Raw genomic sequence first — 14,320 nt, 5'->3', positions numbered from 1 at the left:
GCCCCTTGCCTCGCCGCGCGCCAGACGGCACACCAAGCCCGCAATCGCCGGCATCGGAGCGTGCATGTTGAAGCAGACCATCGAGGGGGCGCCCGTCGCCGAGATCCGCCCGTCGGAACTCACCGTCCACGGGCGGCTCGTGCGGGATGACTACGCGTGGCTGAAGGCGGAGAACTGGCAGACGGTCCTCAAGGACCCCGCGGCCCTGCCCGCCGACATCGCCGCCTATCTCAAGGCCGAGAACGCCCACACCGAGGCGGCCCTCGCCGACACCGCCGACCTGCGCCGCCGCCTCGTGGCCGAGATGCGCGCGCGGATCCGCGAGGACGACAGCGGCGTGCCGGAGCCGGACGGCGATTTCGCCTACTACACCCGCCACAGGGACGGGGGTCAGCACCCCCTCGTCTGCCGCCGCCCGGTGACCGCCTCGGCGCCCCTGGGGGCAGAGGCGGACGAGGTCATCCTGATCGACGGCGACCGGGAGGGCGAGGGCCTGCCCTTCTTCGAGATCGCCTCCGCCGCCCATTCGGACGATCACCGTTTGCTGGCCTGGGGCGCCGACACCAAGGGCTCGGAACTGCATGCGATCCGGGTGAGGGACCTCGCCACGGGCCAGGACGGCACGGATCTCGTGGAGGCGACCTCGGGAGAGGCGGTCTGGACCGCCGACGGGCGCGGCTTCTGGTACGTCGCCCTCGACGCCAACCACCGGCCCGCCAACGTGATGTTCCACCGCCTCGGGGAGCCGCAGTCGCAGGACGAGACGGTCTATACCGAGCCCGATGCCGGCTACTTCGTGCATATCGGCGAGACGCAGTCCGGCCGTTTCCTGGCGATCACGGCGAGCGACCACGAGACGTCGGAGATCCGGCTGATCGACAGGGCCGAGCCCGGCGCGGCCGCCCTGCTGATCGAGCCCCGCTCGCCCCTGCTGATCTATTCGGTCGACGACCACGGCGAGAGCCTGTTCATCCGCACCAACGCGGACGGCGCCGAGGACTTCAAGATCGTCACCGCGCCCCTCGCCGACCCCGGCCGGGCGAACTGGCGGGACCTCGTGCCCCACCGGGCGGGCATCATGATCCGCCACGTCCATGTGCTGGCGGGGCACATGGTCCGGCTGGAGATCGAGAACGCCAAGCCCCGGATCGTGGTGCGCGATCTGACGACGGGCGAGGAGCACATCGTCGCCTTCGACGAGGAGGCCTATTCCCTCGGCCTCCAGCCCGGCTCCGAGTTCGACACGGCGCGGATCCGCTTCGTCTACTCCTCGATGACGACCCCGGCCGAGACCTGGGACTACGATTGCCGCAGCCGGGAGCGCAGCTTGCGCAAGCGCCAGGAGGTGCCGAGCGGGCACGATCCGGCGGCCTACGTGACCCGGCGCCTGTTCGCCACGGCGCCCGACGGCGAGCAGGTGCCGATCTCCCTGCTGCACCGGAAGGACCAGCCCCTCGACGGCTCTGCGCCGCTCCTCCTCTACGGCTACGGCAGCTACGGCACGCTGATGCCGGCGGCCTTCCGCACCAACCTTCTGTCCCTGGTGGACCGGGGCTTCGTCTACGCCATCGCCCACGTCCGCGGCGGCACCGAGAAGGGCTGGCGCTGGTACCTCGACGGCAAGCGCGAAAAGAAGCCGAACACCTTCACCGATTTCGTCGCCTGCGGGCGCACCCTGGTGGAGGCGGGCTACACGGCGCCGAAGCGCATCGTCGCCCACGGCGGCTCGGCGGGGGGGATGCTGATGGGGGCCGTGGCCAACATCGCCCCGGAGCTGTTCGCCGGCATCGTCGCCGACGTGCCCTTCGTCGACGTGCTCAACACGATGCTCGACGCGGAACTGCCGCTGACCCCGCCGGAATGGCCCGAATGGGGCAACCCCGCCGAGAGCCTCGCGGCCTTCGAGACGATCCTGGCCTACTCGCCCTACGACAACGTACGGGCGCAGGATTACCCGGCGATCCTGGCGCTCGGCGGGCTCACCGACCCGCGCGTCACCTACTGGGAGCCCGCGAAATGGGTGGCCCGCCTGCGTGCGACCATGACCGGCGGGGGGCCTATCCTTCTCAAGATCAATATGGAGGCGGGCCATGGCGGCGCCGCCGGCCGGTTCGACCGCCTGGAGGAGGTCGCGCTTATCTACGCCTTCGCCCTGGCAGCCGTGGGCAAGGCGTAAGGTGCTTCCAAAGGACAAGTCCTTTGGTGGGGTCCGAGTGGGCGTTTCCGGGCAAAGCCCCCGGGTGATTGCAGGGCGCTGCCCTGCACCCGCCAGAGGGCTCGCCCCCTGGTCACCTGACTGTCAGGCCAGCGAGCGCTCGTAGCGCCACGCCTCCATGCCGTCCTCGTAGTAGTCGGGACGGATCGCGAAGCGGGTGTAGCCGCGCCGCTCGTAGAGGCGGATGCCGGCGCCGTTGTCGCCGCGCACTTCGAGGCGCAGCCGCTCGCAGCCGTGGGCGCGGGCGGTGCCCTCCGCCGCCTCCAGGAGGAGTCCGCCGAGGCCGAGGCCGCCCCGGTTCGGGGCCACCGCGATGGAGGCGAGGCGCGCGATCCGGCTCGCCCGGCGCCGCTCCAGCACCGCCGCGCCGACGAGGATGTCCCCGTCGATCAGGGCGACCAGCACGTCCATGGTGGCGGAGCGGATCGCGTGGCGGATCGCCCGGCGCTCCGCCCGGTCGGTGGCGAAGGCGGCGTGTTCGAGGGCGACCAGCGCGTCGAGGTCGCCGAGGCTGGCCGGACGGATCGTCGGCTCCGGGCGGGCGGGGTGGTCCGGGCGGGCCGGGGCGCTCACGCGCCCGCCGCCATGCTCGATTGCCTCGATCGCGTCATCGCCCGAACCCGTTGCCGACCCCGCGTGGGAGATGCCTCGATCCGCGCCGCTTGGAAAGGCCCGCCGGCGGGGAAGGCGTGGCGCGGGCCCGTCGCACCCGCGGCAGAGTTGCAACAGCGGGGAAGGATCGCGGGGAAAACGGGGACAGGCCGCGATTGGCCCTTGCCGCCGTCGGAAACCGCCCTTATGTCGGCCTCGCCCAAATTCGCACGTGCCTGTGGCCGCGTGTCGGTTGGTGGGTATCCGGTCAACTGCCGGACAGCCGCCAGGGGTCTTAGGATCGATGGTCGTGGGGGTGGATCCCCTGCTTCCGGCAATCCAGGTGGCGACACCGGACCCCGACAACAACCGGCAGCCGGAGGCGAAACCGGCGAACCCCGCTCTCCACGGGGGACGCAGCTTAAAGCAACGACGAACGGGCTTTTTTGGTCTCGCCGACCCTCCAAAGGTCGGCACCGAAGAGGCTTGTTTCTCTTTGCCCGGCGTGCGGTGGGGATTCTCCCTTCCAATCCACGGCAGCTTCCGGGTGCTCTGCGCCCGCTCGGATCGACGTGTCTCCAAAGCACGCCGGACCGCGCGTCGCATCGCCCCCTGACGCCGGCGGCTCGCGAGGCCGCCTGATTTCGATCACGCGCCCCGGCAGAGGGCGCCCTCGAGCCGTGGTGGGAGCCAACCATGACCGACCGGATCCGCGACTTCCTGCGCGTGCGCCGCGACCTCGGCCAGGACGAGGGCCCGGTGATGGTCCTCGACCTCGATGTCGTGCGCGACAACTACACCGCCTTCGCCCGCTCCCTGCCGGACACCCGGGTCTTCTACGCCGTGAAGGCGAACCCGGCGCCGGAGGTGCTGCGCCTGCTCGCCGAGATGGGCTCCTGCTTCGACACGGCCTCGGTGGCCGAGATCGAGATGGTGCTCGCCGCCGGCGCCACGCCGGACCGGATCTCCTTCGGCAACACCATCAAGAAGGAGCGCTGCATCAGCCGGGCGCTGGCCCGGGGCATCCGCCTCTTCGCGGTGGATTGCGAGGCCGAGGTGGAGAAGATCGCCCGCGCGGCGACCGCCGCCGGCCTGGAGGAGGGCGCGGTGCAGGTGTTCTGCCGCATCCTCTGCGACGGCGCGGGCGCCGACTGGCCGCTGTCGCGCAAGTTCGGCTGCGTGCCGGAGATGGCGACCGACGTGCTGGAGCACGCCCACCGCCAGGGCCTGGCCGCCTACGGCGTGTCGTTCCATGTCGGCTCGCAGCAGGGCAACACCGAGGCGTGGGACGGGGCGCTGGCCTCGGCCGCGACGATCTTCCGCGAGTGCGCCGAGCGGGGCATCTTCCTGTCGATGGTCAACCTCGGCGGCGGCTTCCCCACCCGGTACCTCAAGGCCGTCCCGGGCGTGGAGAGCTACGGCGACGCGATCTTCCGCGCGCTCACCAAGCACTTCGGCAACCGCATCCCGGAGACGATCATCGAGCCGGGCCGCGGCATGGTCGGCAATGCCGGGATGATCGAGGCGGAAGTGGTGCTCGTCTCGAAGAAGTCGGCCGAGGAGGACGAGGTGCGATGGGTCTACCTCGACATCGGTAAGTTCGGCGGCCTCGCCGAGACGATGGACGAGGCGATCCGCTACCCGATCCGCACCCGCCACGACGGTGAGCGGACCGAGCCCTGCGTGATCGCCGGCCCGACCTGCGATTCGGTGGACGTGCTCTACGAGCGGCAGCCCTATCCGCTGCCGGTCTCGCTCTCGATCGGTGACAAGGTGTTGATCGAGGGAACCGGCGCCTACACCACGACCTATGCCGCGGTGGCCTTCAACGGCTTCCCGCCGCTGCAGCAGATCGTGATCTGACACCGCGCGTCGGTCCGGGTCCGTTCAGGATCCGGGGCGCACCATCCATGAATGCCGGACGGGCGGCCTTCGGGCCGGCCCGCGAGGATTGTCGCTGCTCCCGCTTTCGGCCCTGGGAGGGCACGGTCATGATCGAGATCCGCGCGGAATTTCCCCACGACGTGCCGGCGCGCGAGCGCCTGCTCGACGTCTGCTTCCCCGGCAACCGTCGCGCCAAGACCTCGGAGCGCGTGCGCGAGGGACGCCTGCCCGCGCGCGGCCTCGCCTTCGCGGCGACCCGGCGCGGCCGCCTCGTCGGCACCCTGCGCCTGTGGCACGTCGAGGCGGGCGAGGGCCGCGCCGCGCTGCTGCTGGGGCCGCTCGCCGTCGATCCGTCCGTGCAGGGCCAGGGCCTCGGCTCGGTGCTGATGCAGGCCGCCATCGGCCGGGCGGAATCCCTCGGCCACGGGGCGATCCTGCTCGTGGGCGATGCGCCCTACTACACCCGCTTCGGCTTTTCCGGCGACCTCGCCGCCGGGCTCGCCATGCCGGGCCCCTTCGAGCGCGACCGGTTCCTCGGCCTCGAACTGCGCGCAGGCGCCCTCACCGGGGCGGAGGGCGTCGTGCGGCCGACGGGCCTGCCCGAGCCGGTGGCCGTGCCCGCCGCCGGAGCGGTGGCGCGACGACAGGCGGCCTGATCCGGCCGCCACCACGCCCTGACACACGGTTCGTCTTTGCGAGCGAAGCGAAGCAATCCAGGGCCGGCGCCACGTTCTGAGGCGGCCCGCATCCCTGGATTGCTTCGCGATGCTCGCAATGACGGGCGGAGCTTTGGGAAAGGGGTGGTTCGGCAGGCGCCACGGCGCCATATTCTCTCCATGTCCGACACTCCCGACGCCCGCCGCTTCATCCCCTTGGGAATCGCGGTGCTCACCGTCTCCGACACGCGCACGCTCGCCGATGACCGCTCCGGCGACACCCTCGCCGGGCGCCTGACCGAGGCCGGGCACCGCCTCGCCGCGCGGGCGATCGTCCCCGACGACGTGGGGCGCATCCGCGAGCAGGTGGGTTCGTGGCTCGATGATCCGGCGGTGGACGTGGTGCTCACCACCGGCGGCACCGGCTTCACCGGCCGTGACGTGACGCCCGAGGCCCTGGAGCCCCTGTTCGAGAAGCGGATGGACGGCTTCTCGGCGGTGTTCCACCGCATCTCCTACGACAAGATCGGGACCTCGACCCTGCAATCCCGGGCCACGGCCGGGGTGGTGAAGGCGACCTACGTCTTCGTGCTGCCCGGCTCCCCCGGCGCCTGCCGGGACGCCTGGGACGGCATCCTCGGCCAGCAGCTCGACTACCGGCACCGGCCCTGCAACTTTGTGGAAATCATGCCGCGCCTGGATGAACATCTGCGGCGGGGCGCCGGCTGACCCCCATCCCTCCACCTCAGAGTCTAGCCGAAAAGGTCACGACCGAGCGTCCCACTCACCGTCATTGCGAGCGTAGCGAAGCAATCCAGGGCAGCGGGACGCTTCCAGAGGTGACGGATCCCTGGGTTGCTTCGCTGCGCTCGCAATGACGAGGTGGGGCTGAAAGACCGTCGTGCCCTTTCCGGCCAAGCTCTCAGAATGAGGGCCAGAGCCGACTATCCCTGTTCACCCCGCCGTCCCGTTCTTCCGGCGCAGCACCGAATGCTTGCGACCGTAGAAGAAGTAGACCACCAGCCCGATCGCCATCCAGATCACCAGCCGCAGCCACGTGTCGAGCGGCAGGCCCGCCATCAGCAGCAGGCAGGAGAGGATGCCGAGGATCGGCACCAGCGGCACGGCGGGCACCTTGAACGGGCGCTTCATCCTCTTCTCGGTGCGGCGCAGGTGGATCACCGCCCCGCAGACGAGACAGAAGGCGGCAAGCGTGCCGATGCTCACCATCTCGCCGAGGATGTCGATGGGCACCAGGGCTGCCACGAGCGCCACGAGGACGCCGATCAGCGCCTGGCTGCGGTGGGGGGTCTGGTAGGTCGGGTGGACGTGGGAGAAGAGTTTTGGCAGCAGCCCGTCCGAGGACATGGTGTAGAAGATCCGGCTCTGGCCGTAGAGCAGCACGAGGATCACCGTCGTCAGGCCGCTGAGGGCACCGAGCTTGATGAGCGCCCCGAACCAGCCGATCCCGATGACGTCGACGCCCTTGGCGATCGGGTCCGGGACGTTCAGGTCCTTGTAGGGCACGAGGCCGGTGAGCACCGCCGCCACCAGCACGTAGAGGACGGTGCACACGGCGAGCGACCCGAGGATGCCGATGGGCATGTCTTTCTGCGGCCGCTTGGCCTCCTGGGCGGCGGTCGAAACCGCATCGAACCCGATATAGGCGAAGAACACCACGCCCGCCCCGCGCAGGATCCCGCTATAGCCGTAATGGCCGAAGGTCCCGTCGTTCTCCGGGATGATCGGGGACCAGTTCGCGCTGTTGGTGTAGCGCCAGCCGAGCCCGATGAAGGACAGCACCACCGCGAGCTTCACGGCGACCATCAGGTTGTTGAGCCACGCCGATTCCTTCGTGCCGCGCATCAGGAGCAGGGTGATCGCGGCCACGATCACCACGGCCGGCAGGTTGAACAGGGCGGTGCCGCCGCCCTCGATGGCGGTGCCCGGCGCGTGGGCGAACTGGGGAGGGATGACGAGGCCGACATCCTTGAGGATGCTCGTCATGTAGCCCGACCAGCCCACCGCCACGGTCGCCGCGCCCATGGCGTATTCGAGGATGAGGTCCCAGCCGATCAACCACGCGAAGAATTCGCCGAGCGTCGCGTAGGTGTAGGTGTAGCTCGACCCGGCGACGGGGATCAGCGCCGACAGCTCGGAGTAGCACAGCCCGACGAAGGCGCAGGCGATGCCGCCGAGCACGAAGGAGAGCATGATGCCGGGCCCCGCATATTGCGCGGCGGCCGTGCCGGTGAGGACGAAGATGCCCGCTCCGATGATGGCGCCGATGCCCATCGCGACGATGGACAGCGCACCGAGGGACTTCGACAGGCCCTGCGCCTCGGCCTCCCCGCCGGAGACGATGTCATCGACGGACTTCCGCGCCATCAGGCCCGAGGCTTCCATCGGCGTGCTCCCCGCGCGGCGCTGCCACAGATGGCAACACCCTATTGCCGGCAACTGAGCATCGTTCATGCCCGCACGCCAGAGTCGGCGGCGAAAATTGTCTTAAAACCGGTGGCCGCACCCTGTGACTTGTTCTCCGGGCCTGGCCGGGGAGATCCCCGGAGCCCGGCCGGAAAGGTCCCGGCGGCCCATGAAGCCCTTCTCCTCAGTGAGAGCGAACGCGACGACGGAGGGGGCGAAGACCTGTCCGGCCAGACACTCGGGTCGGTCGGGCTCCCAGGAATCCTCACGCCGCGACCGTCAGGAGCGGTCGATGCGGCCGTTCAGCGGACGGACCCGGAGGCGGCCGGCCGAACCGGGATTGCCGAGGAGGATCTCCCGCCGCACCACGTCGCCGGCCCGCACGGTCCGGGCGCCGAGGTATTCCTCGAGGCCGGCGGCGAGCCGGAGGCCGAGCGGAGCCGCCCGGCGCATACGGCCGAGGCCGGTCTCGGGCCGCGCCATCCCGACGAAGCGGTCGAGGGTGCGGATCCAGCCATCGCCGGGCATGTCCCCCGCCTCCAAGCACAGGATCCAGTCGCGCCGCGCTCGGGCGGCACCGAGGACGAAGGGATTGCCGCCCACGAAGGGAACGAGGGCGGCGCCCGTCGCCTCCGCGACCGTCTCCACCGCCGCCGTCTCGCCGGGCGCCACGATCACCGCATCGCCCACGAGCCCGGCGGCCACGCCCGACACCAGCACGCCGAGGGTATCGGCCAGCCGGTCGATCGCGTCCGGGTCGGCCGGATCAGCCAGATAGGTCACGGCGGAGAGCATGGCGGCGCCCATAACCGATTTTCGCGCAAGGACAACTGCTTGTGGCAGCGGTTGGGGTCACGCCGCTCGGTTTGCCTGCATTTTCGGCAGAGGAGCTTTCATGTTCGTGCTATGTTCCGGGCGCGTGAGGAGCGGGCATGGCCATCGCGAACGATCAGGGACCGGACCGGGATGAGGGCCGCCGCCTCGCCACGGCCACGCCCCGGCCGGAGGCGCGGCGGGGCCGCGGGGCGACGGCGAACCCGGTCGGGCGTTTCGAGGCCGCGCGTCGGGACGCCTTCGACGACGGCTGGGAGGCCGACGCGCCCTCGCCCCTGCGCACGGAGGTCCGGGCGGAGCGGAGCGCCTCCGTCATCGCCCGCAACACCTCCCCCGATATCCCCTTCGACCGCTCGCTGAACCCTTATCGCGGCTGCGAGCACGGCTGCATCTACTGCTACGCACGGCCGACCCACGCCTATCTCGGCCTCTCGCCGGGGCTCGACTTCGAATCGCGCCTGGTCACGAAGCCCGACGCCGCCCGGCTGCTGGCGCGCGAGCTGGCGGCGCCGGGCTACCGGCCGGACACCCTCGCCCTCGGCACGGCGACGGACCCGTACCAACCGATCGAGCGGGAGCACCGCCTCACCCGGGCGGTATTAGAGGTGCTGGCGCAAGCCCGTCACCCGGTCGGCATCACCACGAAGTCCGACCTCGTCCTGCGGGACCTCGACATCCTGGCGCCGATGGCCGCGCGCAACCTCGTCCTCGTCGCCGTGTCGCTGCCGACCCTCGACCCGCGCCTGTCGCGGCGTCTCGACCCGCGCGCCCCGCGCCCGGACCGGCGGCTGGCGGCGATGCGCACCCTGACGGAGGCCGGCGTGCCGGTGATGGTCAACATCTCGCCGATCATCCCCGGCCTCACGGACCACGAGATCGAGGCCCTGCTGGAGGCCGCCCGCGCCCACGGGGCGAGCCGGATCGGCCATGCCCTCCTGCGCCTGCCGGGCGAGGTGAAGGACCTTGTGGCCGATTGGTTCGACGAGCATCACCCCGCCAAGAAGGAGCGCGCCTTCGCCTTGCTGCGTCAGGCGCGCCGGGGTCAGGAGAACGACTCGCGCTTCGGCCACCGCTTCAAGGGCGAGGGCCCCTATGCCGAGATGATCCGCCAGCGGGTCCGCCTCGCCGGGCGCCGCCTCGGCTTCGCGTTCGGGCGGATGGCGTTGAATTGCCAGGATTTCCGGCGGCCGGGGGCGCAGCTGGACCTTTTCTAGGAGTTTGCTGCCCGATCCGTGAGAGGGCGCTACCGATGGCTCCATCGTCTTTGCGAGCGCAAGCGAAGCCATCCAGGGCAGCGGGGCGCCTCCGGACGGGGCGCATCCCTGATGGCTTCGCTGCGCTCGCACCGACGGCCGAGGCGGTCACCCGAACGTCCTCGTGAAACTCACCCGGTGATGCACGCTCCGGCCCAGCGTCGCGAGGCCGGCGCGGTGGAGGGCGGTGCCGTAGCCGACATTGCGCTCCCAGCCGTAGCCGGGGTGGTGCTTGGCCAGCCGGCGCATGAAGGCGTCGCGCATCACCTTCGCGACGATGGAGGCGGCGGCGATCTGCGGCACGAGCCGCTCGCCGCCGATCACCGCCCGGCCGGGCAGCCCCGGCAGGGCGTCCCGGCCATCGACGAAGACCGGCGCGTCGATCCCGAGCTTGCGCACCGCCCGGCCCATCGCGTCGAGGGTGGCGGCGCGGATGTTGATCCGGTCGATCAGCGCGGGCGATCCCGCCGCGAGGGCCACGCGGGCATGGGCGCGGATCAGCGGCGCCAGCCGGTTCCGCACCGGTTCCGGGAGCTTCTTGCTGTCGTCGAGGGCGCCGAGCACCTCCGGCGGCAGCAAGGCGGGATCGAACCAGACGGCGGCCACCACCACCGGCCCGCTCAGCGCCCCGCGCCCGACCTCGTCACAGCCGATGACGATGGGGTAGGCGGCGGCGCGGGCGGGATCGAAGGGAGGCATGGCGCCATCTCGCATCCCCGGCGGCCGGCGTCACCCTCGTCATGGCGCGCCGCGTGACGCGGGTGTCACGCCGCCTCGGGCTCGGCCCGGCGGCGGGCGGCGAGGATGTTGCCGTAGAACTGCCGGGCGCTCTCGTCCCAGCCCCGGCGCAGGGCCTCCGCCCGGCAGGCGTCGCGCGACAGGGCAAGGGCGCCGAGCGCCGCCGCGCGCAGGTCGTGATCGAGCACGCCGACGGCGGTCCCGCCGATCACGTCGAGGGGGCCGGTCACGGGCAGGGCCGCCACCGGCAGGCCGCTGGCCAGGGCTTCGAGGAGGACGATGCCGAAGGTGTCGGTGAGGCTCGGGAAAACGAAGGCGTCGCAGGCGGCATAGATCGCCGCGAGCGCCGCCCCCGTGCGCGTGCCGAGGAAGCGGGCCTCCGGCGCCATCGCCTCCAGCCGGGCACGGTCCGGCCCGTCGCCGACGACCACCTTGGTGCCCGGCAGGTCGAGGGCGAGGAAGGCGGCCACGTTCTTCTCGATGGCGAGGCGTCCGACGAACAGGAAGAACGGCCGCGGCAGCACGGCGAGCTCGGCCGGTTCGGGCGCGCCGGGAACGGCCGGGCGGAACAGGTCCGTGTCGACGCCCCGCGTCCAGCGCATCAGATGGCCGAACCCACGCCCGGCGAGTTCACCCTCGAGGCTCGGCGTGCTCACCATCGTGCCGTGGGCGGCCCCGTGGAACCGGCGCAGATAGGCGTAGGACCACGCCTCCGGCACGGGTGCCCGGGCGGCGAGATATTCCGGGAATCGGGTGTGGTAGCTCGTGGTGAAGGGCAGCCGCCGCGCGAGGCAGCGCCGCCGCACGGCGAAGCCCACCGGCCCCTCGGTGGCGATGTGGACATGGGTCGGCGCCATCGCGTCCCACAGGGCGGCGAGCCGCCCCGGCACCGGGCAGGCGAGGCGGATCTCGCGGTAACCCGGCAGCGGCATGGAAGGGAATTCCGACGGGCTCAGCACCGAGGCCTGGAAGCCGTGCGCGGGCGCGCGCCGCACCATCTGCTCCAGGGAGCGCACCACGCCGTTCACCTGCGGGTGCCACGCGTCGCTCGCGATCATCAGCCTCAAGCGACGGCTCTCCGTCCGGGGGCGAGGTCCTGCTGCGGGGCCTCATCCTCGGCGGCGACCCCCTGCGCCTCGGCGGCGGCCTGCTTCGCCCGGAGGATCGAGGGGTAGTGCAGCACCTCGATGCGGCCGTCGTAATGCTCGACGATGCCGGTGCAGGATTCGACCCAGTCCCCGGTGTTGAGGTAGCGCAGGTCGCCGATCGGCCGGTCCGCCGCGTGGTGGATGTGGCCACAGATCACGCCCGAGGCGCCCCGGCGGCGGGCCTCCTCGGAGAGGATCTCCTCGAACTTGCCGATGAAGCTCACGGCGTTCTTCACCTTCAGCTTGGCCCAGGCCGAGAGCGACCAGTAGGACAGGCCGAGGCGGCGGCGGCCGCGATTCACGAGGGTGTTGAGCCACAGGGCGAGGGTGTAGGCACCGTCGCCCAGGTGGGCGAGCCAGCGCTGGTGGCGCATCACCATGTCGAACTGGTCGCCGTGGATCACGAGATAGCGGCGCCCGTCCGCCGCCTCGTGGATCGCCGTGTCGGCGATCTCGATGCCGCCGAAGGTGGTGCCCACGTAGTCGCGCAGGAACTCGTCGTGATTGCCGGGCAGGTAGACGACGTGGGTACCCTTGCGAACCTTGCGCAGGAGCTTCTGCACCACGTCGTTGTGGGCCTGCGGCCAGTACCAGCCGGATTTCAGCTGCCAGCCATCGACGATGTCGCCGACGAGATAGATCGTGTCCGCGTCGTAGTCCCTGAGGAAGTCGAGCAGCATCCCGGCCTGGCACCCGCGCGTGCCGAGATGCAGATCGGACAGGAACAGCGTGCGGACGCGGATCGGCCTTTCGTCGTCCTCTGCCACGGTGGTCTCCCGGTGGTTTCGCCGGGATCCAGAGCGCGATCCGATCTCAGTTTGATGACGCTGGCGGCGCCGCGCCGGGTTGTTCCTCCGGGCGGCATCCGCGAAGGTTGCGTGGGCCCGGCAAATTTTTTTGGCGGCTTTCCGAAGATTTTCCGGTTTTGCTTTCCCCCGGCGGCATCCCATAATGCACTCAATCCGTCGGCCCTGGCCGGGTCGGCGGTGGGGCGAGCGCGGAAGGGAACGCGGCGGGCACGATGTCCGCCGCACGGCTTGGACGGTACATCGGAGGCGACCGGCGCGACGTTGCGCGCCGCGACGCGAGCGGCACAGCCGCCTGCCGCTCCGCAGCGCCCATGGCCCAGGGCAGTCACCCGTCCGCCTCCGGCGGCCGGACGGCTCCCGCCAATTCCCCAAAGTGTTCCCGCTCCGCCACGCGCCACAGATCTGCGCCGGGCCGGAACCCGCGCGCGAAACCACCTTGGAGGAGACATCATGGCCGCAACCCGGCGCCCCGGTCGCAACCACCTCTTCATCCCCGGTCCGACCACGATCCCCGACCGGGTGATCCGGGCGATGTCGGTGCAGTCCGAGGACCATCGCTCGCCGAGCTTCCCCGAGTTGGCCAAGCCGCTCTTCGAAGACGCCAAGATGGTCTACGGCTCCAAGGACGGCACGATCATCCTGTTCCCGTCCTCGGGCACGGGCATCTGGGAATCGGCCCTCACCAACACCCTCTGCCGGGGTGACAAGGTGGTGGCGGCCCGCTTCGGCCAGTTCAGCCACCTGTGGGTCGACATGGCCCAGCGCCTCGGCCTCGACGTGATCGTCCAGGACGAGGAGTGGGGCACCGGCGCCGATCCGCAGAAGATCGAGGACGCCCTGCGGGCCGACAAGGACCACGCCATCAAGGCCGTGATGATCGTCCACAACGAGACCGCCACCGGCGTCACCAGCGACATCGGCGCGGTGCGCAAGGCGATGGACGCCGCCGGCCACCCGGCCCTGCTCTTCGTGGACGGCATCTCCTCCATCGGCTCGCTGCCGTTCAAGATGGACGAGTGGAAGGTCGATTGCGCGGTGGCGGGGTCGCAGAAGGGCTTCATGCTGCCCGCCGGCCTCGGCCTGCTCTGCGTCAGCCAGAAGGCGCTCAAGATCGCCGAGGGCGGCCAGGGCGGCGCCAACGACCGCCTCGGCCACGTCTACTTCGCCTGGGCCGACCAGATGAACGCCAACAAGGGCGGCTACTTCCCCTACACCCCGGCCCTGCCGCTCCTCTACGGTCTCAAGGAGGCGCTGACCGTGATGAAGGAGGAGGGGATGGAGAACATCTACCACCGCCACCACGTGCTCGCCGAGGCGACCCGCCAGGCCGTCGCGGCCTGGGGCCTCAAGACCTGCGCCAAGGAGCCGAAGTGGAACTCGGACACCGTCACGGCCATCGTCGTGCCGGAGGGCGTGGACGCCGCCAAGATCATTCTCCACGCCTATGACCGCTACAACCTGTCCCTTGGCGCCGGTCTGTCGAAGGTGGCGGGCAAGGTGTTCCGCATCGGCCACCTCGGCGACCTCAACGAGCTGTCGCTGCTCGGCGCCATCGCGGGCGCGGAGATGGCGATGATCGATTGCGGCGTGAAGGTCACGCCCGGCTCCGGCGTGGCCGCCGCGTCGAGCTACCTGCGCGAGAACAAGCTGCACAAGGCGTAACTCACGGCCGGCGGGGGGCTCGATCCTCCCGCCGGGTCCCCATAAGAAAACAGCACCGAGACAGAGCCGGCCGCCGCCCGGCCGCCGGAGAGGGAGCCGACGA

At 70.8% G+C, this 14,320-nt stretch carries 12 protein-coding genes; 6 read left to right on the top strand and 6 right to left on the bottom strand.

All coding sequences use genetic code 11. From position 1 onward, the window contains the following. The first annotated feature begins 64 nt into the window (after nt 1–64). Entirely contained in the window at nt 65–2,176 is a 2,112-nt protein-coding gene (locus MFF06_RS12915) for a S9 family peptidase (RefSeq protein ID WP_238204400.1), read from the top strand. 123 nt (nt 2,177–2,299) lie between these two features. On the opposite strand, the gene MFF06_RS12910 is transcribed toward MFF06_RS12915, so the two are convergent. After that, nucleotides 2,300–2,788 carry a GNAT family N-acetyltransferase gene (locus MFF06_RS12910; RefSeq protein WP_238204398.1) on the bottom strand — a complete coding sequence of 163 codons (489 nt, stop codon included), beginning with the start codon at nt 2,786–2,788 and terminating at the stop codon, nt 2,300–2,302. Between the two features lie 714 nt (nt 2,789–3,502). Here MFF06_RS12910 and MFF06_RS12905 point away from each other — a divergent pair. From MFF06_RS12905 to moaB, 3 genes are all read left to right on the top strand, one after another. Further along, nucleotides 3,503–4,669, top strand: a complete 1,167-nt coding sequence (locus tag MFF06_RS12905) for a type III PLP-dependent enzyme (protein ID WP_238204396.1) — start codon at nt 3,503–3,505, stop codon at nt 4,667–4,669. 128 nt (nt 4,670–4,797) lie between these two features. Then, nucleotides 4,798–5,346, top strand: coding sequence for a GNAT family N-acetyltransferase (locus tag MFF06_RS12900; protein WP_238204392.1), 549 nt, complete (start codon nt 4,798–4,800; stop codon nt 5,344–5,346). A 180-nt stretch (nt 5,347–5,526) separates the two neighbouring features. Then, nucleotides 5,527–6,075 (top strand): molybdenum cofactor biosynthesis protein B, encoded by a 549-nt coding sequence (moaB, locus tag MFF06_RS12895; RefSeq protein ID WP_238204388.1) that lies wholly within the window; start codon nt 5,527–5,529, stop codon nt 6,073–6,075. Nucleotides 6,076–6,300: 225 nt separating this feature from the next. Here moaB and MFF06_RS12890 read toward each other — a convergent pair whose 3' ends face one another. Then, nucleotides 6,301–7,752: an amino acid permease gene (locus tag MFF06_RS12890; protein WP_238204384.1), complete on the bottom strand. Its 1,452-nt coding sequence runs from the start codon at nt 7,750–7,752 to the stop codon at nt 6,301–6,303. 300 nt (nt 7,753–8,052) lie between these two features. After that, nucleotides 8,053–8,580: a hypothetical protein gene (locus tag MFF06_RS12885; RefSeq protein ID WP_238204381.1), complete on the bottom strand. Its 528-nt coding sequence runs from the start codon at nt 8,578–8,580 to the stop codon at nt 8,053–8,055. A gap of 125 nt (nt 8,581–8,705) precedes the next feature. Here MFF06_RS12885 and MFF06_RS12880 point away from each other — a divergent pair, with 125 nt between their 5' ends. Then, nucleotides 8,706–9,821, top strand: coding sequence for a PA0069 family radical SAM protein (locus MFF06_RS12880; RefSeq protein ID WP_238204379.1), 1,116 nt, complete (start codon nt 8,706–8,708; stop codon nt 9,819–9,821). Nucleotides 9,822–9,968: 147 nt separating this feature from the next. On the opposite strand, the gene rnhB is transcribed toward MFF06_RS12880, so the two are convergent. The 3 genes from rnhB to MFF06_RS12865 all read right to left on the bottom strand — a co-directional run bounded on the left by rnhB (nt 9,969) and on the right by MFF06_RS12865 (nt 12,513). Further along, on the bottom strand, nt 9,969–10,559 hold the full coding sequence (gene rnhB / locus MFF06_RS12875) for a ribonuclease HII (RefSeq protein WP_238204377.1): 591 nt from the start codon (nt 10,557–10,559) through the stop codon (nt 9,969–9,971). A gap of 65 nt (nt 10,560–10,624) precedes the next feature. After that, on the bottom strand, nt 10,625–11,665 hold the full coding sequence (locus MFF06_RS12870) for a glycosyltransferase family 4 protein (protein WP_238204375.1): 1,041 nt from the start codon (nt 11,663–11,665) through the stop codon (nt 10,625–10,627). After that, the gene (locus tag MFF06_RS12865; protein ID WP_238204373.1) at nt 11,662–12,513 is read right to left on the bottom strand and encodes a UDP-2,3-diacylglucosamine diphosphatase; all 852 of its coding nucleotides are present in this window, start codon (nt 12,511–12,513) and stop codon (nt 11,662–11,664) included. The genes MFF06_RS12870 and MFF06_RS12865 overlap by 4 nt, the downstream gene beginning before the upstream one ends. A 492-nt stretch (nt 12,514–13,005) precedes the next feature. Between MFF06_RS12865 and MFF06_RS12860 the strand changes: the two genes are divergently transcribed. Beyond that, nucleotides 13,006–14,217: an aminotransferase class V-fold PLP-dependent enzyme gene (locus tag MFF06_RS12860; RefSeq protein WP_238204363.1), complete on the top strand. Its 1,212-nt coding sequence runs from the start codon at nt 13,006–13,008 to the stop codon at nt 14,215–14,217. Nucleotides 14,218–14,320: the final 103 nt, after the last annotated feature.

It is taken from the genome of Methylobacterium aerolatum (assembly GCF_022179085.1).
GTDB lineage: Bacteria > Pseudomonadota > Alphaproteobacteria > Rhizobiales > Beijerinckiaceae > Methylobacterium > Methylobacterium aerolatum.
This window is presented reverse-complemented; position numbering and strand designations above follow the sequence as displayed.

Excerpts from the sequence above, each read along its gene's own strand:
- MFF06_RS12900 (WP_238204392.1), top strand. The coding sequence starts at position 4,798 with ATGATCGAGATCCGCGCGGAATTTCCCCACGACGTGCCGGCGCGCGAG.
- MFF06_RS12860 (WP_238204363.1), top strand. The coding sequence starts at position 13,006 with ATGGCCGCAACCCGGCGCCCCGGTCGCAACCACCTCTTCATCCCCGGT.
- rnhB (WP_238204377.1), bottom strand. The coding sequence starts at position 10,559 with ATGCCTCCCTTCGATCCCGCCCGCGCCGCCGCCTACCCCATCGTCATC.
- MFF06_RS12890 (WP_238204384.1), bottom strand. The coding sequence starts at position 7,752 with ATGGAAGCCTCGGGCCTGATGGCGCGGAAGTCCGTCGATGACATCGTC.
- MFF06_RS12915 (WP_238204400.1), top strand. The coding sequence starts at position 65 with ATGTTGAAGCAGACCATCGAGGGGGCGCCCGTCGCCGAGATCCGCCCG.
- MFF06_RS12880 (WP_238204379.1), top strand. The coding sequence starts at position 8,706 with ATGGCCATCGCGAACGATCAGGGACCGGACCGGGATGAGGGCCGCCGC.
- MFF06_RS12885 (WP_238204381.1), bottom strand. The coding sequence starts at position 8,580 with ATGGGCGCCGCCATGCTCTCCGCCGTGACCTATCTGGCTGATCCGGCC.
- MFF06_RS12905 (WP_238204396.1), top strand. The coding sequence starts at position 3,503 with ATGACCGACCGGATCCGCGACTTCCTGCGCGTGCGCCGCGACCTCGGC.
- moaB (WP_238204388.1), top strand. The coding sequence starts at position 5,527 with ATGTCCGACACTCCCGACGCCCGCCGCTTCATCCCCTTGGGAATCGCG.